This is a genomic window from Paucilactobacillus oligofermentans DSM 15707 = LMG 22743 (assembly GCF_001434315.1).
Lineage (GTDB): Bacteria > Bacillota > Bacilli > Lactobacillales > Lactobacillaceae > Paucilactobacillus > Paucilactobacillus oligofermentans.
In genome coordinates, this window is sequence record NZ_AZFE01000032.1 from 122,611 (window position 1) to 146,264 (window position 23,654).

Genomic DNA, 23,654 nt, shown 5'->3' on the forward strand with positions numbered 1-23,654 from the left:
TTTGTCCTTTCAAGTTACTACTTTTTTGTAAATAGTTTAGTGTTTTTAGTACGTTCGATGATGCTTTTACGGTCTTTGAAAATAATAATGACTAAGAAAATTAAGGCAGCTGCGATTAAAATCAAAATAATTGCCATTACCCAATGCTGATTAACAAGGGCATCGCCACCAAAAGCGTAAATAAATGCAATTGGAGTGCTACCAAGGATAATACAGCTAATTGTTTGAAGTTGACTAGTTTGCATCTTAACGGCTGCCATACTGGTCATAAATGATGGAATAAATGGGATGGCATAGCCAATTACAAGTCCAACGCGTGGATGCCGCATATTGATAATAGCATCAAGATATTTATTAGTACGTTCTTTTTTCATCAGACCATCTACAAAGGTTAAGGCATAGACATCAATTATGTTACCTAAAGAAAATCCAATAGCACTGACGGTGACGCCTAATAATTTTCCAAAGCAAATTCCAGCTGCAATTGCAAAAATAGAAGCGGGGGCACCAGGAATCGCTGAGACCACAATGATGAGCGTTGAAAAAACAATTACATCTGAAGTAGAATAATTTCTAAGTAAGGCTAATAATGATTTTAAATCATGAGAATTAGACCACATGGTACTAAATTGTGGATAATAATTTTTGATTAAAACAGCGGTTAGGCTAAGAGCGATGATGATTTCTAGAGTTATTAAAATGTGTTTAACGTATTTATTCATTTAACATCCTTGTCATAAGTAATAATTAGATAATCTTATCATAATTAGACAAAAGTCGGTAAAATAAGTTATAAATAGTGTATGATTATTGGAAATTGATGAAATCCTAGGAGGAATTGATTGTGGTAGATTTTAGAGTTGAACACGATACATTAGGAGCAGTAGAAGTTCCAATCGATGCCCTTTGGGGTGCCCAAACGGAACGCAGTTGTCACAACTTTCCAACAGGACCATTAATGCCGGTTCAACTAATTAGAGCCATAATTAATATTAAAATGACCGCGGCACAAGTTAATGATGAAAATAAGTTAATTGATCATCAAAAAGCAACAACGATAGTGGTAGCTTCTAATCAAATCATGTCATTAGCGGATAGAGAATTGATGGGAAGTTTTCCGTTACATGTTTATCAAACTGGATCAGGAACCCAGACTAATATGAATGTGAATGAAGTTATTGCAAATGTCAGTAACCAAATTAATCAACTTGCGAAGATTGCCCCCAATGATGATGTTAATAAGTCACAAAGCTCAAATGACGTTTTTCCCTCCGCAATGAATATCGCTGCAACACAAGCAATTAATCAATTGATACCAGTTATTGAACATTTAATTACAGTTTTGAAAGATAAGCAACAACAATATTGGGATGTTGTTAAATTAGGGCGAACTCATTTACAAGATGCAACTCCATTAACGTTTGGACAAGAAATAAGTGGCTGGGTTAGTGCATTAGAACATGATTTAAAGTATCTTCAACAACTGAGTGAAACGTTATTGGAACTACCAATTGGCGGAACTGCAGTTGGAACTGGATTAAATACGCCAGTTAATTTTGACACTGAGATTATAAAAAAATTGAGTGAAGTATATGGAGTATCATTTACTACTCAGAATAAATTTTTTGGTTTAGCCTCACATTCCGGCTTAACAGCAGTTCATGGTGCAATTAGAACCTTAGCCGCTGATTTACTTAAGATTGCGAATGATATTCGTTTCCTAGCTAGTGGACCACGTGCTGGATATGGAGAATTGATAATTCCAGTTAATGAACCTGGATCATCAATTATGCCAGGCAAAGTAAATCCAACTCAAGCTGAAGCAGTAACGATGGCAGCAACGCGAGTGATGGGAAATGATACGACGATTGAAATTGCGGCTAGTCAAGGTAATTTTGAAATGAATGTTTATAAACCGGTTATCATCGCAACTTTCTTGGAATCAATTGAAATATTAACTGGGGTCTTAGGACCGTTTACGGATAAAATGGTAGCAGGAATTACGGTTAATGAAGACCGGATGAAATCCTTAATTGATAACTCTTTGATGACGGTAACTTCACTATCACCAAAAATTGGTTATCATAAAGCCGCTGAAATTGCTCAACTAGCACATGAAGATGGCACTAACTTAAAAACGGCTGCATTAAAATTAGGTTATATAATGGCAGACGAATTTGACCAGTTAATTGATCCATTAAAAATGACAAATAATAATCGTTAAGTTTAGAAATGAGATGTGAAATTACATCTCATTTTTTTATTGCAGTAAATTAACCACTTATAACGTCAATTTTGCGAGTTATATCAATTTAGACTAATTGCATTATATTTTTTGATATTCTAAAAAAATAGGAGGACGAATAATGCATTTTTTTGAGGCAATACACTTAACAAAAAAGTTTAATGATAAAGAGATAGTTAAAAATGTTAATTTACATGTTGAAAAAGGTCAGTTTATTGCTTTTTTAGGGCCGAATGGTGCGGGTAAGTCTACGACTGTTGAAATGTTAATTGGACTATTAACTCCAACTATTGGTGAAATTAGCTTGGAAGGAATTAAAGTTAATAGTGAGAAATTTAGAAATAAAATAGGTGTGGTATTTCAGGATAGTTTACTAGATCGAGATTTAACAGTAATGGAAAACTTAAAGACACGAGCAAATTTATATCAGAATTTTGATTCAGAATATTTTAACCAAATAATCATAAAATTGGAATTAGAAGCTATTTTAAAACAACAATATGGCGTTTTGTCTGGTGGGCAAAGGCGACGAGTTGATATTGCACGGGCACTAATTCATCAACCAGAATTGTTGTTTTTAGATGAGCCATCGACGGGATTAGATATTCAAACCAGAAATAAAATTTGGCAAGTGTTAAATGAGATTAGAAAAACTAAACAATTAACAATTATTTTAACAACTCATTATTTGGAAGAAGTTGAGTATGCTGACTATGTGTATGTACTTGATCATGGTGAAATTATTGCTGAAAATACATTGGATAATTTAAAAAAAGAATATGCACATGACCAATTGATAATTCATTTTAAAGGTAGTAGTAAATTCTGTGATTTGATAGAAAGAAATAATCAACAAATTGGTCAAGATTTGAAATTAATAACGAATTCAAATATTGAAGCAATCAATATATTGGATGATTTGAAAAATGAAATCAGTTCTTTTGAGATGCGGCCTGGAAGTGTTAATGATATTTTCTTAGAATTAACGGGAAAGGAAATTAGATAATGGTAGGGTTAATAAAACGAAATTTACGATTACAGTTTAATAGTTTTGGTGGAGTTTCACTCTCTTTGATGGGAGCAATCATTTCATTTGTTTTGTATTTAGTTTTTTTAAGACAAAGTATTGCTAGTGGTTTGAGTAGAGTTCCTGATTTAAAACAAATTTTAGATCCCTGGTTAATGGGTGGAACATTAACAATTACGGCAATCACAACGACTGCAAATAGCTTGGGGCAAATGGTTAAGGATCGTGATAATGGAGCTTTACGTGATTTATTATTAACAAGGCCGTCTTATTATCATATCCAAGGGGCTTATGTACTAAGTACCATATTAATTGGAATTGTTATGCAAGGATTAGTGATGACATTTATGTCGTTGTATTTTAGTTTGATGGATGCAATGACTTTTCGTTTGGATTGGGTATTACCAATTTTAATCGTGATGATTTTAAGCAGTGTGGTTTGGACAACGGTTAATATGTTATTACTATCGTTTATTAATAATGTTGATTCATTAAGCAAATTCAATTCGATTATTGGAACTGCAGCTGGATTTTTTGCTTGTGTTTATATGCCAATTGGCTTGATTCCAACATCAGCCCAATGGTTAATTGAATTCACTCCGGCACCTTATAATGCTGCTTTATTTCGCCAAATATTACTCAAAGATCCATTAAATAATTCATTTAAAAATGCTACACCAGCTGTTTTAAATGATTTTAAAGAGTCAATGGGGATTGGAATAAATATTAATGGATTGACGACGGTTTATTCAAATATACTATTACTAGTTGGCTTTACTATGATTACAATCATTGCTATTCTAATTGTGACAAATATATTAAAACGTGGTGTTTTAAAACGACATTAATAAGTAAAGGAAGAGAATAATTGTGAAGGTTAACTTTCATCAAGATAAATCGTTACTCGATAATGAGATGGTTGTCGAAGTATCAGCAAATCAACTTAGTCAACCTGTTATTGATTTGATAAAAACATTAAGTAATGATAATTATTCTTCAAAAGTATTGCCAATTACTATTGATGATAAAACTAAAATGATTCAATTTAAGGATATTATCGCAATTGAGGTGCTTAAAACTGATTTGACTATTGTTACGAATAGTCAAATTTTTGAAGTTAAGGGACAGTTGAAAAATATGCTTAGTAAATTACCAATTGAGTCTTTTGCACAAGTATCGAAAAGTGCCATTATTAATTTAGATCATTTGCAAAGCATAGAAGCAGGGTTTTCAGGTAATATGGTTGCAATTTTAAGTCATCAAGTAAAGATGGGAATTAGTCGCAAGTATTTATCAGATTTAAAATTAAAATTAAGGATGTGATTCAGATGATGCTTGTAAAAGAATTAATTAAAAAAGCTTTTATTGGAGTACTAATTGGTTCAACGACTTTTGTCTTTGTATTGTTGGTTGGCTGGTCGAAGGTCGAAATTGATTCAGCTGGCCTTGAGATTATTTTAATAATGAGTGCTGTTATTGGCCTTATTTCTAAAGTATTAGATATGGAGCTTGGAACTTATTTATTACGAAGATTACTCCATTTTGTTTTAACTACAATAACATGTATGCTTGCTTATTGGGCCTATCCAGTTGCCTTTTTAACGAGTTGGCAACAAGGAATTTTTGGATATCTAGTTATATATTTATTAATTTTGCTGGGATTCAGAGTTTGGGTCTTTTTAGATTTAAATTCAATTAATAAACAAGTAAAAAGGCGAAAGCAAGCTAAAAAATAGTTACTGGCTGTTTTTCTTTTAGTTAAACATGCTAAAATATCATTGAGGTGGCTAATTATGAATGACGATCAAATGACATTTGAGACCACAAATTTATTAACTAACCAAACGCGGCCAATTATTTTAGTAGCAACAACCATTGAACGCGTTGTTGATGAAGGATATGCGTTAGTAATTTATCCTAAAGATAACGGTGAATTTACTTTATGGCCAGAGCCAATGTATTTATTTGATGAACCAAGACTGGCAAAAAAAATCGCAGAATATAACTATGTAAAACAATTAATGTTAGAAAATGAAACTAAACGTGTTAGAAATAATCTGACTAACACTGAACTAAGTCACCTAGATTTTGAATGGCTCGGATATTATCAGACTTGTGCTAATGATGAATTAACGATTAATCAGTGGACAATTACGTCAGAAACTAAGCAACAATTAAAAAAAACATTTAAGAACTGGCAAATAAATATTGAACAACTAAAGTAGCGCAGTGTGTCGGTTGTGATAAAATTAAACAATTGAATTAATCAAAGGAGCGACCATTAATGAAAATTGGAATTGATAAAATTGGCTTTAATACATCATCATATTATTTGGATTTAACCGATTTAGCGAATGCTCGCGGTGTAGATCCAAATAAGTATTTAATAGGTATTGGTCAAGAAAAGCAGGCGGTTGTTTTACCTACACAAGATATTGTAACGATGGGGACGATGGCTGCTGACCAGATGTTAACTGATGCAGATCGTCAAACAATTACCACTGTAATTGTTGCTACGGAATCAGGGATTGATAATTCTAAAGCGTCAGCAATTTATGTTAAAACGTTGTTAGGACTTGGAGATTTTGTCCGGACGATTGAATTTAAAGAGGCTTGTTATGCTGGAACAGCTGCTATTCAAGCTGCTAAAGGACTAGTTAGCGCTAATCCAGAAGAACATGTATTAGTGATTGCGGCAGATATTGCACGATATGGATTGAATACACCAGGTGAAGTAACCCAAGGTGGTGGGGCAGTTGCTATGTTAGTAACAGCTAATCCACGTATTTTATCGATTGAAGGTCCAAGTGTTCCAATTACACGGGATGTAATGGATTTTTGGCGTCCGTTAGGAAAAACAGAAGCAATTGTTGATGGAAAATATTCGACAAACGTATATATTGAGATGTTTTTAGAAGCTTTTAAACGATATCAAGAATTAACTGATGACGATTTGACTGACTTTACTGCATTGGCCTTTCATTTACCATTTACTAAAATGGGAAAGAAAGCATTGGAAGCCTTGCTAGGCGATGAGGATAGTTTAATTGCGGAAAAATTAAGAGCACAATTAACTGCTAGTCAGATTTTAAATCGTAAAGTCGGTAATCTGTATACTGGCTCACTGTACCTAAGTTTAATTTCATTATTAATAAATGGTGAGTTAGCTGCTGGTGAAAAAATTGGCCTATTTAGTTATGGGTCAGGTGCAGAAGGTGAATTTTATACAGTCACGCTACAAGCAGGATTTGAAACGGCGTTTGATAAAGATTTAATAGAATCTAATCTTGAAACTAGAACTAAAATTAGTGTTGCTGAATATGAAGCAATTTTTAATAGTCAGCTTGGAATGAATAGTGAAGATATTGAACTTAATTTGGATAACGATATAAGTAAATTTAGACTAACAGGAATTCAAAATCAAAAACGAATTTATACAAAAAAATAAATTTGTTATATACAATTAATATAATTTGTAGCATACAAAAAGACCACACAATCATAATGTGGTCTTTTTGGTTTTAATAAATATCATCTCGAAACAATCCAACAACTTGTCCAAGAATGGAAACATTGGTTAAAATAATTGGTGCCATAGTGTCATTTTCTGGTTGCAGACGAAAATGATCTGACTCTTTAAAGAATCGTTTACAAGTCGCCTCATTATCATCATTCATGGCAATTACAATATCGCCATTTTTTGCACTAGGTGTTTTACGGACGATAACTTTATCACCACTAAGAATACCGGCGTTAATCATACTTTCACCACGAATAGTTAGCATAAATAAATCTTCGTTATTATTAATGGTTGGTGGAACTGGAAAATAATCGGTCGCTTCTTCGACCGCTAAAATAGGAGCACCGGCAGTGACAACGCCTAACATTGGAATTTTTGCTTCAAACGTTGGTTCAGTAACGGTACTAACACCGATTAGTGACAAACCTTCAGGTGTAATTTCAATTGCACGTGGTTTTGAGGGATCCTTTTGAAGGTATCCTTTTTTGATTAGTCGGTTAATATGCCCATGAACGGTAGAAGTTGAAGAAAGATTGACAGCTTCTCCAATTTCACGAACAGTGGGTGGATACCCATGATTTTCAACACGATCATGAATAAAATTTAGTACTGCTAATTGTTTTGTTTCTCCAGATTTTGACATGATGACACTCCCGTTTTTTTATCTATAGTTAAGATTACCATAGTCTAGCACGTTAATCAAACACTTGTTCGTGTATTCTGTAATCAATGATTAAGCTTGAAGAATGGCAACAAATTGAGTATTATTAAACAGATAAAAGTAAATCAACGAGGTGCATAATGGCAACGGATGAAGAACGTAAATTATTAACTGCTAGAATTAATCAATTGGCTAAAAAAGCTAAAGAAGATGGATTAACTAATGAAGAAAATGAAGAACGTCAAAAATTAAGAAAAGAATTTTTGACTAATTTTAGAGAATCATTTCGGAGTCAAGTTGAAATGATGCAAGTGTTCGATAAATCTGGAAAAGAAGTTACACCAGAAAAAGTTAAAGGAATTCAAAGAGATAAAGGGTTACGTGATGATTAATTAATTAGGTTAAATCTAAAATTTTTCTTTCAATCGTAGTCAATATTGAGTATCATTAGTTATTGAACTAGAAAAGGGGGATTCAATATGTCAACTGGCATTTGGATTTTATTGATTGTAGTAGCTTTAGTTATTGGTTTGGTTGGCGGATTCTTTGGTGCCCGTAAGTATATGGAAACTTATCTTAAGAATAATCCACCAATTAATGAAGAAATGCTTAGCACAATGATGTTACAAATGGGCCAAAAGCCTTCTGCTAAGAAACTTCACCAAATGATGCAAGCAATGCAACAACAATCAAAGAATAGTAAATAATAATTCTTTAAAATAAAAGGATAATCATCATAACTGATGATTATCCTTTTTTGTATTATTTGCTTTCTTTTTTTACTGGTAAAACATAGTGGAAATTTGGATCGATTTGCTGGTCTAAGTCATTAAATGATTGTTGTAAGCGAGCTTCATATTCGGCTTGATTATCATCATCTAATTTAATTTTCTTATCAACCATGATTGGCTTTCCAAAAGCAACGGTCGTTTTCTTACGAGTTAAAAGGCCTTTGAATGTCATTGGCCCTTGATATACGGCTGGAATTAATGGAACACCAGATAATTTGGCAATCACCAATGCACCACCTTTCATCTGCTCCGAGTAACGAGTTCCACTTGGAAAAATAATGGTTGAAAGATCAGTCTTTTTCAAATAATTAACAGGCGTTTTAATAACGGATGGCCCTGGATTAATGCGATCAACTGGGTAAGCAAACATATGGTCTAAGACAAACTTATAAAATTTATTCTCAAATAATTCTTGTTTAGCCATGAAGCTGAACTTTTTAGGTGAACCAGCAAGGGCAAAATAAACTGGGTCAAACCATGTACGATGTGGTCCAACTAAGATATAATTTCCTTCAGGTAAATTTTCTTTATTTAAGTATGTTGGTTTTCCGTTTAGAATGTACAATAGAATTCTAACTAAACCACGTAAAAATGAATAAAACATTAGGTCATTTCTCCTAAAATAGTTTATGTGCTTATTTATCTTCTGCACATGTTTAGTATGCAAGAAAAATATGAGAGTTGCAAGTTACTTTAATATGAGGAATTAAGAATGCAAGAACAGAATTTAGTACAAGATAGTGAAAGAATTGATCAGTTATATAGTCAAGATGTTCAAATTATCCAAAGTAATGAAGTGTTTTCATTTTCGTTAGATGCTGTTTTATTGGCTAATTTTGTACCAGAAACTAAGAAAACACGTTTAAAAGTTGTTGATATGTGTGCGGGTAATGGGGCGGTGGGCCTATTTTTACACGCTAAGATTCCTTCACACTTTATAGAAGTTGAAATTCAACCACGTTTAGCCGATATGGCACAACGCAGTATTAAATTAAATAATTTGGATAAACAATATTCGGTATTAAATATGGATATTGCGGATTTATATACAGAAATAAAAAAAGATTCGGTTGATATTGTCCTTTGTAATCCGCCATATTTTACTAATTTACCTGACAGTACCAAAAATCCAAATGAATATTTAGCGATTGCTCGGCATGAAATTAAAACTAACCTTGAAGGTGTTGTGTCAGTCATGAGTGGGTTACTTAAAACCAATGGTCGTGGATATATGGTACATCGACCAGATCGATTGGCGGATATATTCGCGATGATTAGTAAGTATCGAATGGCACCCAAGCGGATTCAATTTATTCATCCCAAACCGGGACGAGAAGCTAACATGGTACTAATTGAAGTAATTCGGGATGGACATGCCGGTGGAGTCAGAATAGTTGAACCAATTATTGTTTCTGATGAAAATAATGAATATACGCCACAGGTTAAAGAGATGTTATATGGAAAATAAAGCATATTACTTTTATGTATTGTATTGTGCGGATAATACGTTCTATGGTGGTTATTCTAATGATGTGATTAAACGATTTGAAACCCACCAATCACGACAAGGGGCTAAGTATACGAAGGTTAAAAGTCGTCATCCGCTACATTTAATCTATTCAGAAAGATTTGAGTCTAAATCCACAGCTATGCAAGCCGAATATCAATTTAAGCATCAATCACGACAATTAAAAGAAAAGTTTTTAGCTGCACATAAAATTAATTGGCAAAAATATCTGTCATAATAAGGGCTTTTGTTTTAGCCGAACACCTAGTTTTGATATAATTAGAATAGTTGCAAATATAAATATACTTATATGGAGGTCAATTGACAGATGAAAATTATTGCGTACGGAATTCGAGATGACGAACAGTCATTTGTAAAAGATTGGGCAATGGAACATTCAGATGTAGAAGTGACAATCGTTAAAGAATTAATCGATGAGCAAACTATTTTACAAGCTGAAGGATATGACGGTGTTGTAGCGTTTCAACAAGCTCAATATCAAGATGCAGCATTACAAAAAATGGCAGATTTTGGAATTAAATATTTGTCGTTAAGAAATGTTGGCGTTGATAATTTAAATCCTAGTAAAGTGAAAGAACTTGGATTAAAAGTTACCAATGTCCCAGTTTACTCACCAGAAGCAATCGCCGAATTTGCGGTTACACGGTTAATGAATTTATTAAGACGAACTAAAGAATATAACTTAAAAGCTGCTAATCAGGATTTTCGATGGGCACCACAAATTTCAAAAGAATTGAATCAACAAACTGTGGGGGTCATTGGGACCGGGCACATTGGTCAAAGTGTGATTAAAATCTTACAAGGCTTTGGCGCTAAAGTAATTGCTTTTGATAAATTTCATAATGCGGAAATTGAAGCTCAAGGATTGTATGTGGATACCATGCAGGAAATTTTTGACCAGGCAACGGTAATTACATTGCATATTCCATTGTTTCCTGAAACGGAACATTTGTTGGATGCGGCTGCCTTTGAAGCCATGAATGATGGGGTGTTTATTATTAACACTGCACGTGGGCCATTGATTGATGAACAGGCTTTAATTAGTGCGTTAGACAGCCACAAAGTTGGTGGAGCAGCCTTAGATGTCTTAGAAGAAGAAACTAAACTATTTAATCAAGATTTTTCTGGTAAAGAAATTGATTATCCGGTGTTTAAAAATTTAAGTGCTAGAGAAAATGTATTAGTTTCACCACATACTGCTTTTTACACGGATGTAGCAGTAAAAAATATGGTACATGTGAGTCTTGATAATAACTTATCGTTAATTAAGACGGGAACTGCAAATAATTTAGTAACTTTTAATTAACCCTTGCACAGTTCCTGTAATTTAGGTATAATTATTTCCGGTGCACAAGCGCCAATTCACACCTAGGATTGATGATGAGAGGGTTGCTCGAGAGAGTTCTTGATTCATATGATATGCCTAGGGAGGAAAAAAACTTTTGGAGGTACTATTCATGTCAGTTATTAGCATGAAACAATTATTAGAAGCCGGTGTTCATTTTGGACACCAAACACGTCGTTGGAATCCAAAGATGAAGCCATTTATCTTTACAGAACGTAATGGTATTTACATCATTGATTTACAAAAGACTGTTAAAATGATCGATACTGCTTACAATTTCGTTAAAGAAAATGCCGCTGATGGTGGCGTTGTTCTTTTCGTCGGAACTAAGAAGCAAGCTCAAGAAGCCGTTGCAGAAGAATCTGTACGTGCTGGTCAATATTTTGTTAACCATCGTTGGTTAGGTGGAACATTGACTAACTGGGATACTATCCAAACACGTATCAAGCATCTTAAGCAACTTAAGAGCATGTCTGAAGATGGTAGTTTTGATGTATTACCTAAGAAAGAAGTTTCATTGCTTACTAAGAAACGTGAAAAGCTTGAAAAATTCTTGGGTGGTATCGAAGACATGCCACGCATCCCAGATGTAATGTTCATTGTTGATCCACACAAGGAACAAATTGCTGTTAAAGAAGCACAAAAGCTTAACATTCCTATCGTTGCTATGGTTGATACTAATACTGACCCAGACGATATCGATGTAATCATCCCTTCAAATGATGATGCTATTCGTGCCGTACGTTTGATTACTGCTAAGATGGCAGATGCTGTTATCGAAGGTAACCAAGGTGTTGACGACCAAGCTGAACAAGTTAAAGCTGAAGAAGCAAAGAAAGAAGTTTCTGGCGCTGACCTTGCTGGCTTAAAAGCAACCGTTGAAGGCACAACTGAAAAATAATTAAAACCTTAGGCTGTTTCATTTGCAACTAGGACCATATTGGCCTGAGCAATTGGGACAGTCTTTTTTTAAACAAAAAAGTAAACATATAATTAAGGAGAAACATAACATGGCAGACATTAAAGCAGCCCAAGTGATGGACTTACGTAAAAAAACTGGTGTAGGAATGATGGACGCAAAAAAAGCCCTTGTTGCTACTGAAGGTGATATCGACAAAGCAATTGATTTTCTTCGTGAAAAAGGAATTGCTAAGGCCGCTAAGAAGAATGATCGTATTGCAGCTGAAGGTTTAACTGGAATCAAAATTAATGGTAACAAAGCTGTTATCGTTGAATTGAACTCAGAAACAGATTTCGTTGCTGCTGGAGATACTTTTAAAGATCTTTTAAGCCATATTGCTGATGTTTTAGTTGCAAATCATCCAGCTGATGTTGAAGCTGCACTAGCTTTATCAACAGATAAAGGTACATTAAATGATGAATTGATCACGGCCACTCAACAAACTGGAGAAAAAATCTCACTCCGTCGTTTTACAATTATTGAAAAGACAGATAGTGAAAACTTTGGTTCATATTTACACATGGGTGGAAGCATTGGTGCGTTAGTTCTTCTTGAAGGTGCTGATGCTGAAACTGCTAAAGATGTTGCTATGCACGTTGCTGCTGTTAATCCAGAATTTGTTTCACGTAATGACGTTCCTGCAGATCGTTTAGCACATGAAACAGAAGTTCTTACTCAAGAAGCTTTGAATGAAGGCAAACCAGCCAATATCGTTGAAAAAATGGTTGCTGGTCGTGTTAACAAGTTCTTGGCAGAAATTAGTTTAGCTGATCAAGCATTCGTTAAAGATTCTGATATGACCGTATCTAAATATGTTGAATCTAAGAATGGTCAATTAAAGACGTTTGTTCGTTATGAAGTTGGCGAAGGTATTGAAAAGAAAGCCAATAACTTTGTTGAAGAAGTCATGGGACAAATTAAAGGCTAGTAAAAATTGGCGTACATTTAGTACGTCTTTTTTTCTGAGTCAGATTTTATTTTTGGGAGATTCTTGCAGGAGGACAGAAACATGACGGATGTAAAATATAAACGAGTAATTTTAAAATTAAGTGGTGAAGCACTTGCTGGTGATCGAGGTTTTGGAATTAATCCACCAGTTATTAAAGACGTAGCTGAAGAACTAAAACAAGTTCATGAACTTGGTGTAGAAATTGCCATTGTTGTTGGTGGCGGTAATATGTGGCGCGGTGAAGCCGGTGCACAAATGGGTATGGAACGGGCACAAGCCGATTATGTTGGAATGCTAGGAACCATTATGAATGCTTTAGCATTACAAGATAGTTTGGAATCAATTGGTGTACCAACTCGTGTTCAAACATCAATTGAAATGCGTCAAATTGCTGAACCTTATGTTCGTCGTAAGGCAGTTCGTCATTTAGAAAAAGGCCGAATTGTAATCTTTGCTGGTGGAACCGGTAGTCCATACTTCTCTACCGATACAACGGCAGCATTACGAGCAGCTGAAATTAATGCAGATGCAATTTTAATGGCAAAAAATGGAGTTGATGGTGTTTATAGTGCTGATCCTAATAAAGATTCCTCAGCCGTTAAATATGATAGTTTGACTCATTTAGAAATTATTAAAAACAATTTACACGTTATGGATTCAACGGCAAGTTCATTGTCGATGGATAATGATATTCCACTCGTTGTCTTTAACTTAAACGAAACTGGTAATATTATGAAAGTCGTTGAAGGACAAAATATTGGAACAACTGTCAGGGGGAATAATGATGGCAACAAGTAAAGAAATTTTAAATGAAGCAACAAGTAAAATGAAAAAGTCAGGTGAATCACTTTCACGTGATTTAGGTAATATTCGTGCTGGACGAGCAAATGCTAGCATTTTAAATCGGGTGATGGTTGATTATTATGGAGCACCTACACCAATTAATCAGGTAGCTTCAATCACGATTCCAGAACCACGCTTATTAATGATCTCACCATTTGATGAATCAATTATTGGCGACATTGAAACGGCAATTAATGCATCAGATTTGGGATTAAATCCTGCTAATGATGGAAGTGCAATTCGTCTTTCAATTCCACAATTAACTGAAGAACGTCGTAAAGAATTGGTTAAAGATGTTAAATCAGAAGCTGAAAAAGCTAAGGTTGCCGTTCGTAATATCCGACGTGATGCAATGGATGACTTGAAAAAAGGTAATAAATCTGGCGACTTTAATGATGATGAATTTCATGAATTAGAAGACAAGGTTCAAAAAATTACAGATGCTGGTATTAAAGAAGTCGATGCAATTGCTGCAGATAAAGAAAAAGAATTAATGCAAGGCTAATCATTAATAAAATATAGTTAAAAATAATGATGCGAAACTTTTGTTGAGTATCATTATTTTTTTTGAATTATTACTTTTATGCATTTTGATAGATCAGCGAGTAACTAATAACTGAGGGCTGTTTTAGTAATCCATTAATATCACTAGTTAATATGGTGTTTTTTTGGTAAAATTGAAACAACATATTTAAAAAGTAGGGTGGAGTATTGTGTTTTCAAAATTTAAACGTACTAATTCAAATAATGATGAGACTAACCAATTGGATTTGAATAATATTCCTAACCACATTGCTATTATTATGGATGGTAATGGTCGTTGGGCTCAAAGAAAACATCTTCCTAGAGTTGCTGGGCATCGTGAAGGAATGCAAACGGTGAAAAAAATAACCGTTGCGGCTAGCAATTTAGGAATTAAAGTATTATCGCTATATGCTTTTTCAACGGAAAATTGGAAGCGACCTAATGATGAAGTGAATTATTTAATGCAATTACCAATTAATTTTTTTCAAACTTTCGTTCCTGATTTAATAAAAAATAATGTTAAAGTAATGGTTATGGGCGACATTTCTAAACTTCCCGAGGGGACTCAAAAAGCAGTTTATGATGCAATCGAGCAAACTGCCGGATGTACCGGAATGGTGCTTAATTTTGCTTTGAATTACGGTGGTCGCATTGAAATTGTTGAAGCAGCAAAACAGGCCGCAATGGAAGTTAGTGATGGTAAAATAGAAGTTGATCAAATTGATGAGAATTTATTATCCAGTCTAATGATGACTGGATCACTAGCAGAGTTTGAAGATCCAGAACTACTAATTAGAACTAGTGGAGAACAACGAATTAGTAATTTCATGCTTTGGCAACTTGCATACAGTGAATTTGTTTTTGTTGATGAACATTGGCCCGATTTTGATGATGATTCATTAAAGAACGCAATTATTAGTTACCAAGGACGTCACCGTCGCTTTGGTGGATTAGATAAAAAATAAATAACTACAAAATTAGAAATGAGTGTGACTAACTATGAAACAACGTGTTATTACAGCAATAATTGCTTTAATTATTTTTATTCCACTAATAATGATCGGTGGTTTACCATTAACAATTGCCGCAATGTTACTTGGAATTATTGCAGTTGATGAAATTTTAATTATGAAAAAGATTCTATTAGTTTCGTTTGAAGCTATTTTAACGAATATTGGGGTGCTATTATTGATTATTCCCAATAACTGGTTTGATTTTTTACCGGGTAGATTTGATCGCTTTGTATTATTTTATGTAGTTATAATTTTATTAGCTGTCCATACAGTTACTAAAAAGGGACGCTTTACTTTTGATGATGCTGGTGTATTAACCTTAGCGATGTTATATGTTGGTATGGGCTTCCACTATTTTGTTGCTGCTCGTGCAGATGGATTTACTACCTTACTTTACGCAATGTTAATTGTTTGGATTACTGACAGTGGTGCATATATGATTGGACGTAAGTTAGGAAAACATAAACTTGCACCTAAAATTAGTCCTAATAAAACATGGGAAGGTTCTATTGGCGGAACAATTGCGGCCACTATCATTATTGGAATCTATTTGATCTTTTTCCCAGTGGGATATAATTGGATTATCATGATTATCTTAACTTTGATTTTATCAATCATTGGTCAATTTGGAGATTTAATCGAATCTTCATTGAAACGTTTTTATGGTGTGAAAGATTCCGGTAAAATTTTGCCAGGACATGGTGGAATTTTGGACCGCTTTGACAGCATGATTTTAGTAATGCCAATGTTATATTTACTTGGTATTATTTAGCTTAATAATTTATTTTAAATTGATTGGAAGGTAGCCTCGTGATTATTACAATCATCACCTTTATTATTGTTTTTGGAGTATTAGTTATTGTCCATGAATTTGGACATTATTACTTTGCCAAGCGGGCAGGTATTTTAGTGCGCGAATTTTCGATTGGAATGGGTCCAAAAATTTGGTGGCATCGTAAAAATGGTACGACTTATACAGTTCGAATTCTTCCCTTAGGTGGATATGTTCGAATGGCCGGAGCCCAAGATGATGACGATGACGCTATAAAACCAGGAACTCCAGTCAGTATTCAGCTTAATGAACAAGAGCAAGTAACATTAATTAATACAAGTAAGAAAAGTACGTTATTTAATGGAATTCCAATCCAAATTGCAGATGCTGATTTGGTAGATGGTTTATGGATTGAAGGTTACATCAATGGCGATGAAACTGTATTAAAACGTTATGAGGTTGATCACGATGCTTCCATTATTGAAAGTGATGGTGTTCAAGTTAGAATTGCACCCCGTGATGTTCAATTTCAATCGGCGTCGTTGCCACAGCGAATTTTAACGAATTTTGCTGGACCGATGAATAACTTTATATTAGCAGTTGTTGTTTTTGCTATTTTAGGGTTTATGATGACTGGAATTCCAACTAACAGCAATGTCGTGGGTGAAGTTACCACAAACTCAGTTGCACAAAAAGCAGGGTTAAAATCCGGCGATAAAATTACAGCCGTTAACCATAAAAAAACAAGTAATTGGACAGAACTTTCAACAGCTATTTCATCTAAACCAGATAAGCAAGTTACGTTATCAGTTAAGCGAAATGATACTCATAAAACAGTTAAGTTAACTCCCGATTCTGTAACTCAGGATAAGAGTAAGGTTGGTAAAATTGGGATAGCTGAGGAACAAAAGACTGATTTTGCTGCAAGAATAAGTTATGGTTTCACACAGTTTATGGCAATTGTAACCCTTATTTTTGGGGTCTTAGGTCATATGCTTACACATGGGTTTAATGTAAATGATTTTGGTGGCCCAGTGGCAATATACGCTGGAACATCAACGGCGGCATCATACGGAATAACAGGCGTACTTAACTTTTTAGCTGTTCTTTCAATTAACCTTGGAATTGTTAATTTGTTACCAATCCCAGCGCTTGATGGTGGGAAAATTTTATTGAATTTTATCGAAGCAATTAGAAGAAAACCGAATTCTGAAGGATTTGAAGGGACAGTTACAATAATTGGTTTTGGTTTATTGATGTTGTTAATGTTGGCTGTAACCTGGAATGATATTCAACGGTATTTCTTTTAAAGTAACATAAACAAGGAGAATTATTAAAAAATGAAACAATCAAAAATGTTAATTTCAACACTTAAAGAAGTTCCTAGCGATGCGGAAGCTTTAAGTCATAAGATGATGCTACGTTCAGGTTATATTTATCAAGTTGCTGCTGGAGCTTACGCATATTTGCCGTTAGCTCATCGAGTATTAAGAAAGCTTGAAAATATTATTCGTGAAGAATTAGAAAAAATTGATGCGGTTGAAATGTCAGTACCTGCAATTTTACCTGCAGATTTATGGCGCGAATCTGGTCGTTATGAAACTTATGGAGAAAATTTATTCAAGTTTAAGGATCGTCATGAACGTGAATTCATTTTAGGACCCACACACGAAGAAACTTTTACTGAAATTATTCGTGATAGTATTAAGTCTTATAAAAAATTACCATTGACGTTATATCAATTACAAAATAAATATCGTGATGAAAATCGTCCTCGTTATGGTCTTCTTCGCGGACGTGAATTTGACATGATGGATGCTTATTCATTTACTGTTAAGGAAGAAGAACTAGATGCTGCCTTTAATCAGATGGCAACTGCTTATAACAATATTTTTAAGCGCTGTGGGCTTGAATTTAAAACAATTATTGGTGATGCCGGAGCAATGGGTGGAAGTGATTCGAAGGAATTTTCTGCGTTAGCCGCGGTTGGTGAAGATACGATTGTTTATTCAGATTCTAGTGAATATGCAGCTAACTTAGAAATGGCAACTTCACAATTTACTAGCAAAAAATCACATGCTGCTCAATTAGATTTAAAAAAGATTGCAACTCCAGATGTTAAAACAGTTGAAGAGTTAGCTCAATTTTTAGAAATTGAAACTAGTGGCGTCGTTAAAACCTTATTATATATGGCTGATGGCAAACCAGTGATGGTATTAGTTCGTGGAGATCACGAAGTTAATGAAGTTAAAGTAACGAACTTTTTGCATGCAGATGAATTAGAAATGGCAACTCCTGAACAAACCGCAGCTACTTTAGATGCATCATTTGGTTCACTTGGACCAGTTGGCGTTGGTGAAGAAGTAACTATTTTAGCTGATCAATATATTGGTGACATGGTTAATGTACCAGTTGGTGCGGATGAAGATGGTTTCCATTATATTAATGCTAATGTTGAACGTGATTTCCGAGTAGATGAATTTGGTGATTTTCGAATCGTCCAAGAAGGTGAAACTTCACCTGATGGAAATGGTCAACTTCAGTTCCAACGCGGGATTGAAATTGGTCATATCTTTAAGTTGGGAACTCGTTATTCTAAGTCACTTGGCGCTTCAGTATTGGATGATAACGGCCGTCAACAAGATGTAATCATGGGTTGTTACGGGATTGGAATTTCTCGATTACTATCAGCCATTTCAGAACAATATGCTGATGAAGATGGGTTAGTTTGGCCAAATGAAATCGCACCATTTAACGTGCATGTTGTACCAGTTAACATGAAGAATGATGAACAACGTGAGTTAGCACAAAAAATTAACGATCAACTCCAATCAGAAGGATACGAAGTACTGTTAGATGATCGTAAAGAACGTCCCGGTGTTAAGTTTGCAGATTCTGATTTGATTGGAATTCCATTGAGAGTTACGGTTGGTAAAAAAGCTGATGAAGGAATTGTCGAAGTTAAAATTCGCAGTACTGGTGAGACTTTGGAAGTTAAACAAGAAGAACTTGGAAGTACACTTTCAATTCTAATGAAGACAAACGCAGAATAGATATTGATTTAATTTAAATGTGATACGATAATTTTTAACGATTATTCGATTCGCATTTTTATTTTGAGGAGGCAGTTCAAGTGGGGTTATCTCAGCATCAGTTATTTACTAAATTACTTGAGCAAATTCATTTTGAAGATAGTCAAAATGAAGCTTTTAGTGACGCCGAAATTCAGCGAGTGGTAGTTCATCAAATTTCAAAAAATTGGGAATTTACTTTTTTCTTTCCAAAGGTGTTACCGTTTGATTTATTTCAAACATTTAATAATGCGTTAACCGTTGGTTTTAATTCAATTGCTAAAGTATCATTTAAAATTGTTACGAACGAAGAAAGTTTAGTTCAGCGTGATATTGCTGATTATTGGAATTTTATGGTTTCTAATAGTGGGGTTGAATCACCATTATTGGGTCAGGTAGCTGATCGTGGCGTTCCTAACGTTAATGATGACCGAGTTACATTAGTGACAGAGAATGAAATTATCCGGGACTTTTTGATGAGCGAGGCAATTGGTCAAATTGAGGAAACTTATGTCCAATTTGGTTTTCCAAAATTTAGAATTCATACGATGGTTGATGAAAGTGCATCAGCTGCCCAAGTTCAAGCTTTAAAAGAAGCGCAAGATAAACGAAATGTTGAGTTAGCGGCGAAGGCAGCTGCCCAGACGCAAGCAATGGCAAGTCGAAGTTCAGACACGGCTTCACCAGTTGAAGGCCCAGCTAAACTGGGGAAGAATATTAGTGATAAAGAAGAAGTTCGGCGAATGATTGATATTACTGAAGAGGAACGTTCAGTTGTTGTCGAAGGTTATATTTTCAGTAAGGAAGTCCGGACACTGAAGTCGCAACGGCAATTAATGATTATTGAAATTACTGATTACACTTCCTCAATTACAATTAAAAAATTCTCACGTAATGCTGATGATGAAGCTCAATTTGAAGCAATCAATGAAGGTGATTGGATTAAAGTTCGTGGTCCAGTTCAAGAAGATACCTTTATGCGTGATTTAACGATTAATGCGTATGATTTAAATACTGTGTCACATCCAAAGCGGCAGGACACTGCTGAAGGTGAAAAACGAGTTGAACTCCATTTGCATACAACAATGAGTCAAATGGATGCGACCAATTCAATTAAAGATTTTGTAGGTCAAGCTGCTAAGTGGGGCCATAAAGCAATTGCGATTACGGATCATGCTGGCTTACAAGGATTTCCTGAAGCGTTTGCTGCTGCGAAAAAAAATAATATTAAAATGTTATATGGCGTTGAAGCTAACGTGGTTGATGATGGGGTTCCAATTGGTTACAATTCTAAACATGTTCCGTTGAAAGACACTGAATATGTTATTTTTGATGTGGAAACAACTGGACTATCAGCAATTTATGACAAAGTAATTGAATTATCTGCCGTGAGAATGAAAAATGGTGGAGTGCTAGAAGAGTTTGAGCATTTTATTGATCCTGGTTTTCATTTATCAGAAACGACGACTAATTTAACCAGTATTACTGATGATGACGTTCGGGGTTCAAAATCTGAAGAAGAAGTCTTCCAGATGTTCCGTGATTTTTGTGGCGATGCAATTTTAGCAGGCCATAATGTTACGTTTGATATGGGATTTATGAATACTGGCTATGCTCGTCAAGGCAAAGAGCCAATTCAAAATCCAGTGATTGATACGTTAACTTTAGCGCGCTTTTTACATCCAGAATTAAAAGGGTATCGGTTAAATACGTTAGCTAAAAAATTTGGTGTAGTGTTAGAACATCATCATCGCGCTATTTTTGATTCACAAACAACCGGGAATTTATTACATATTTTCTTGAAAGACGCTGAAGAACGATATGAGATTGAATTTCATGATCAGTTAAATGATCATATGAGTGAAAATGATGCTTATAAGCATGCGCGTCCATTCCATGTTACTATTTTTGCTCAGACGCAAGCAGGCTTGAAAAATCTCTTTAAGTTAATTTCATTATCGAATATTAAATATTTCCATCGAGTACCACGGATTCCAAGAAGTGAATTGGATAAATATCGAGAAGGCTTAATTTTAGGAACGGCTTGTTCTTCTGGCGAAGTATTTACATCAATTATGCAAAAAGGCCGTGAAGAAGCACTCGAAAAAGCTAAGTATTATGATTTTATTGAAGTTCAACCCAAAGCAATGTATGCACCATTAATTGAAGGTGAATTAATTAAAGATGATTCCAATCTCGAAGAAATTTTAATTAATATGGTAGAAATTGGTAAAGAATTAGGTAAGCCAGTGGTTGCTACTGGGGATGCTCATTATCTTAATAAAGAAGATTCAATTTATCGTAAAATTTTGATTCATTCGCAAGGTGGAGCCAATCCGATTAATCGCTATCAACTACCAGAAGCACACTTTAGAACGACTCAAGAAATGTTAGATGCATTTTCATTTATGGGTGCAGAACGAGCACATGAAATTGTTGTTGAAAATACTAATTTGATTGCAGATATGATTGATGATATCACGCCATTGCAGGATAAATTATATACGCCTAAAATGCCTGGCGCAGAAGATGAAATCCGATCAAGAACAATGGATACAGCTGCTGCATGGTATGGTAATCCATTACCTGAATTAGTTCAAAAACGGATTGATCGAGAATTGGAAAGTATTATTGGTAATGGATTCTCAGTGATCTATTTAATTGCGCAACGATTAGTGGCTAAGTCTAATAAAGACGGTTATTTAGTTGGATCGCGTGGATCGGTTGGATCAAGTATTGTGGCGACTTTAACTGGGATCACAGAAGTTAATCCGTTACCACCACATTATCGTTGTCCAGAATGTCAATATAGTCTGTTCTACACAAAAGGTGAGTATAGCTCAGGATTTGATTTACCAGATAAGACTTGTCCTGACTGTGGTGCATTATTGATTAAAGACGGGCATGATATTCCGTTTGAGACATTCCTTGGCTTCACAGGGAATAAAGTTCCCGATATTGATTTGAACTTTTCCGGTGATTATCAAGCAATCGCGCATAATTATACAAAGGTTTTGTTTGGTGAAAAAAATGTTTATCGTGCTGGAACCATTGGTACGGTCGCCGATAAAACTGCTTATGGATATGTAAAAGCTTACGAGCGTGATACGGAACAACAAATTCGGGGTGCCGAAATTGATCGATTATCTAAAGGGGCAACCGGAGTTAAACGGACAACTGGACAACATCCAGCCGGAATTTTAATTGTGCCGGATTATATGGAAATTTATGATTTTACTCCGGTGCAGTATCCAGCTGAAGATACGAGTGCTGCATGGAAGACAACTCATTTTGATTTCCATTCGATTCATGACAATATTTTAAAGATGGATATTTTGGGGCATGATGATCCCACGATGATTCGGATGTTACAAGATTTATCTGGAATTGATCCTAAAACCATTCCGACTGATGATCCTGGAGTAATGAGTTTATTCTCAAATCCCGATGTATTAGGGGTAACCGAAGAACAAATTTTTTCAAAGACCGGAACCTTGGGCGTACCTGAATTTGGAACGCGTTTTGTACGAGGAATGCTGGAAGAAACGCATCCTAGTAATTTCTCGGAGCTCCTACAAATTTCAGGATTATCACATGGGACTGATGTCTGGTTGGGTAATGCCGAGGAATTAATCAAAAAAGGAATTGCGACAATTGCTAACGTAATTGGTTGTCGTGATAATATTATGACCGATTTAATTCATTACGGAATGGATTCTGAAATGGCCTTTCAAATTATGGAACATGTTCGTAAGGGAAAAGGGATTCCAGATGAATGGCAATCTGCGATGAAAGAGTCAGAAGTTCCTGATTGGTATATTGATTCTTGTTTGAAGATTAAGTATATGTTCCCACGGGCGCATGCGGCAGCTTATATTTTACTAGCTTTGCGGATTGCATATTTCAAAGTTTACTTCCCATTGGTTTATTATTGTGCATATTTCTCCGTTCGAGCAGATGATTTTGACATCGTTTCAATGGCGCATGGTAAAGAAGCTGTTAAAAGTGCGATGGAAGAAATTAATAAAAAGGGTAATGATGCATCAACTAAAGAAAAGAATTTAGTGACGGTATTGGAATTAGCTAATGAAATGTTGGAACGTGGGTATAGTTTCAAGATGGTTGATATCGATCGTTCAGATGCATCAGAATGGTTAATTGAAGGAACAACGTTAATTGCGCCGTTTAGTTCAATTCCCGGATTAGGTTTAAATGTAGCTAAACAAATAGTAGCTGCACGTGAAGAAAAAGAATTCTTGTCAAAAGAAGACTTAGCTAAACGTGGCAAGGTTTCAAAAACATTAATCGATTTTATGACGGTTAATCGGGTACTTGATGCATTACCAGACGAAAATCAATTATCTTTATTTTAATTAATGACGATAAATTTTAAGGTAGGCGGG

At 34.8% G+C, this 23,654-nt stretch carries 24 protein-coding genes; 21 read left to right on the forward strand and 3 right to left on the reverse strand.

Going from position 1 to position 23,654, the window contains the following annotated elements; translation table 11 throughout:
* Nucleotides 1-17 precede the first annotated feature (17 nt).
* Nucleotides 18-722, reverse strand: coding sequence for a VTT domain-containing protein (locus FC70_RS07670; protein WP_057890416.1), 705 nt, complete (start codon nt 720-722; stop codon nt 18-20).
* A gap of 122 nt (nt 723-844) precedes the next feature.
* Between FC70_RS07670 and FC70_RS07675 the strand changes: the two genes are divergently transcribed.
* From FC70_RS07675 to FC70_RS07705, 7 genes are all read left to right on the forward strand, one after another.
* A complete protein-coding gene (locus FC70_RS07675; protein ID WP_057890417.1) occupies nt 845-2,224 on the forward strand; it encodes a class II fumarate hydratase in 1,380 nt (459 codons plus the stop codon).
* Between the two features lie 142 nt (nt 2,225-2,366).
* Nucleotides 2,367-3,251 carry an ABC transporter ATP-binding protein gene (locus FC70_RS07680; RefSeq protein WP_057890418.1) on the forward strand — a complete coding sequence of 295 codons (885 nt, stop codon included), beginning with the start codon at nt 2,367-2,369 and terminating at the stop codon, nt 3,249-3,251.
* Nucleotides 3,251-4,120, forward strand: a complete 870-nt coding sequence (locus tag FC70_RS07685; protein WP_057890419.1) for an ABC transporter permease — start codon at nt 3,251-3,253, stop codon at nt 4,118-4,120. The genes FC70_RS07680 and FC70_RS07685 overlap by 1 nt, the downstream gene beginning before the upstream one ends.
* A gap of 22 nt (nt 4,121-4,142) precedes the next feature.
* Entirely contained in the window at nt 4,143-4,595 is a 453-nt protein-coding gene (locus FC70_RS07690) for a LytTR family DNA-binding domain-containing protein (protein ID WP_057890420.1), read from the forward strand.
* 5 nt (nt 4,596-4,600) lie between these two features.
* The gene (locus FC70_RS07695; RefSeq protein ID WP_057890421.1) at nt 4,601-5,008 is read left to right on the forward strand and encodes a DUF3021 family protein; all 408 of its coding nucleotides are present in this window, start codon (nt 4,601-4,603) and stop codon (nt 5,006-5,008) included.
* 57 nt (nt 5,009-5,065) lie between these two features.
* Nucleotides 5,066-5,497 (forward strand): hypothetical protein, encoded by a 432-nt coding sequence (locus tag FC70_RS07700; RefSeq protein WP_057890422.1) that lies wholly within the window; start codon nt 5,066-5,068, stop codon nt 5,495-5,497.
* A gap of 59 nt (nt 5,498-5,556) precedes the next feature.
* Complete coding sequence (locus tag FC70_RS07705; RefSeq protein ID WP_057890423.1) at nt 5,557-6,720, forward strand: hydroxymethylglutaryl-CoA synthase; 1,164 nt, start codon at nt 5,557-5,559, stop codon at nt 6,718-6,720.
* Nucleotides 6,721-6,793: 73 nt separating this feature from the next.
* Here FC70_RS07705 and lexA read toward each other — a convergent pair whose 3' ends face one another.
* Nucleotides 6,794-7,435, reverse strand: a complete 642-nt coding sequence (gene lexA, locus FC70_RS07710) for a transcriptional repressor LexA (protein ID WP_057890424.1) — start codon at nt 7,433-7,435, stop codon at nt 6,794-6,796.
* Nucleotides 7,436-7,593: 158 nt separating this feature from the next.
* On the opposite strand from lexA, the gene FC70_RS07715 reads away from it, so the two are divergent.
* Together FC70_RS07715 and FC70_RS07720 are read left to right on the forward strand one after the other, a co-directional pair.
* On the forward strand, nt 7,594-7,845 hold the full coding sequence (locus FC70_RS07715) for a DUF896 domain-containing protein (RefSeq protein WP_057890425.1): 252 nt from the start codon (nt 7,594-7,596) through the stop codon (nt 7,843-7,845).
* A gap of 87 nt (nt 7,846-7,932) precedes the next feature.
* Nucleotides 7,933-8,160 (forward strand): YneF family protein, encoded by a 228-nt coding sequence (locus FC70_RS07720; RefSeq protein ID WP_057890426.1) that lies wholly within the window; start codon nt 7,933-7,935, stop codon nt 8,158-8,160.
* Nucleotides 8,161-8,215: 55 nt separating this feature from the next.
* Here the strand turns inward: FC70_RS07720 and FC70_RS07725 are convergent, their stop codons facing one another.
* Complete coding sequence (locus FC70_RS07725) at nt 8,216-8,848, reverse strand: lysophospholipid acyltransferase family protein (RefSeq protein ID WP_057890427.1); 633 nt, start codon at nt 8,846-8,848, stop codon at nt 8,216-8,218.
* 108 nt (nt 8,849-8,956) lie between these two features.
* Here FC70_RS07725 and FC70_RS07730 point away from each other — a divergent pair, with 108 nt between their 5' ends.
* The 12 genes from FC70_RS07730 (at nt 8,957) to FC70_RS07785 (ending at nt 23,624) form a co-directional block, all read left to right on the forward strand.
* Complete coding sequence (locus FC70_RS07730; RefSeq protein WP_057890428.1) at nt 8,957-9,712, forward strand: tRNA1(Val) (adenine(37)-N6)-methyltransferase; 756 nt, start codon at nt 8,957-8,959, stop codon at nt 9,710-9,712.
* Nucleotides 9,702-9,989 carry a GIY-YIG nuclease family protein gene (locus FC70_RS07735; protein WP_057890429.1) on the forward strand — a complete coding sequence of 96 codons (288 nt, stop codon included), beginning with the start codon at nt 9,702-9,704 and terminating at the stop codon, nt 9,987-9,989. Before FC70_RS07730 ends, FC70_RS07735 begins: the two co-directional genes overlap by 11 nt.
* A 90-nt stretch (nt 9,990-10,079) precedes the next feature.
* On the forward strand, nt 10,080-11,078 hold the full coding sequence (locus tag FC70_RS07740) for a D-2-hydroxyacid dehydrogenase (RefSeq protein ID WP_057890430.1): 999 nt from the start codon (nt 10,080-10,082) through the stop codon (nt 11,076-11,078).
* A gap of 151 nt (nt 11,079-11,229) precedes the next feature.
* Nucleotides 11,230-12,018 carry a 30S ribosomal protein S2 gene (gene rpsB, locus FC70_RS07745; protein WP_057890431.1) on the forward strand — a complete coding sequence of 263 codons (789 nt, stop codon included), beginning with the start codon at nt 11,230-11,232 and terminating at the stop codon, nt 12,016-12,018.
* A 109-nt stretch (nt 12,019-12,127) separates the two neighbouring features.
* Nucleotides 12,128-13,006, forward strand: a complete 879-nt coding sequence (gene tsf / locus FC70_RS07750) for a translation elongation factor Ts (RefSeq protein WP_057890432.1) — start codon at nt 12,128-12,130, stop codon at nt 13,004-13,006.
* Between the two features lie 81 nt (nt 13,007-13,087).
* Nucleotides 13,088-13,825, forward strand: coding sequence for a UMP kinase (gene pyrH / locus FC70_RS07755; protein WP_057890433.1), 738 nt, complete (start codon nt 13,088-13,090; stop codon nt 13,823-13,825).
* Complete coding sequence (gene frr, locus FC70_RS07760) at nt 13,812-14,375, forward strand: ribosome recycling factor (RefSeq protein WP_057890434.1); 564 nt, start codon at nt 13,812-13,814, stop codon at nt 14,373-14,375. Before pyrH ends, frr begins: the two co-directional genes overlap by 14 nt.
* 208 nt (nt 14,376-14,583) lie before the next feature.
* Nucleotides 14,584-15,360, forward strand: coding sequence for an isoprenyl transferase (locus FC70_RS07765; RefSeq protein ID WP_057890435.1), 777 nt, complete (start codon nt 14,584-14,586; stop codon nt 15,358-15,360).
* A gap of 34 nt (nt 15,361-15,394) precedes the next feature.
* Nucleotides 15,395-16,180, forward strand: coding sequence for a phosphatidate cytidylyltransferase (locus FC70_RS07770; RefSeq protein WP_057890436.1), 786 nt, complete (start codon nt 15,395-15,397; stop codon nt 16,178-16,180).
* A gap of 38 nt (nt 16,181-16,218) precedes the next feature.
* Nucleotides 16,219-17,490 (forward strand): RIP metalloprotease RseP, encoded by a 1,272-nt coding sequence (gene rseP / locus FC70_RS07775; protein ID WP_057890437.1) that lies wholly within the window; start codon nt 16,219-16,221, stop codon nt 17,488-17,490.
* Between the two features lie 30 nt (nt 17,491-17,520).
* Nucleotides 17,521-19,233 carry a proline--tRNA ligase gene (locus tag FC70_RS07780; RefSeq protein WP_057890438.1) on the forward strand — a complete coding sequence of 571 codons (1,713 nt, stop codon included), beginning with the start codon at nt 17,521-17,523 and terminating at the stop codon, nt 19,231-19,233.
* Between the two features lie 80 nt (nt 19,234-19,313).
* Complete coding sequence (locus FC70_RS07785) at nt 19,314-23,624, forward strand: PolC-type DNA polymerase III (protein WP_057890439.1); 4,311 nt, start codon at nt 19,314-19,316, stop codon at nt 23,622-23,624.
* Nucleotides 23,625-23,654: the final 30 nt, after the last annotated feature.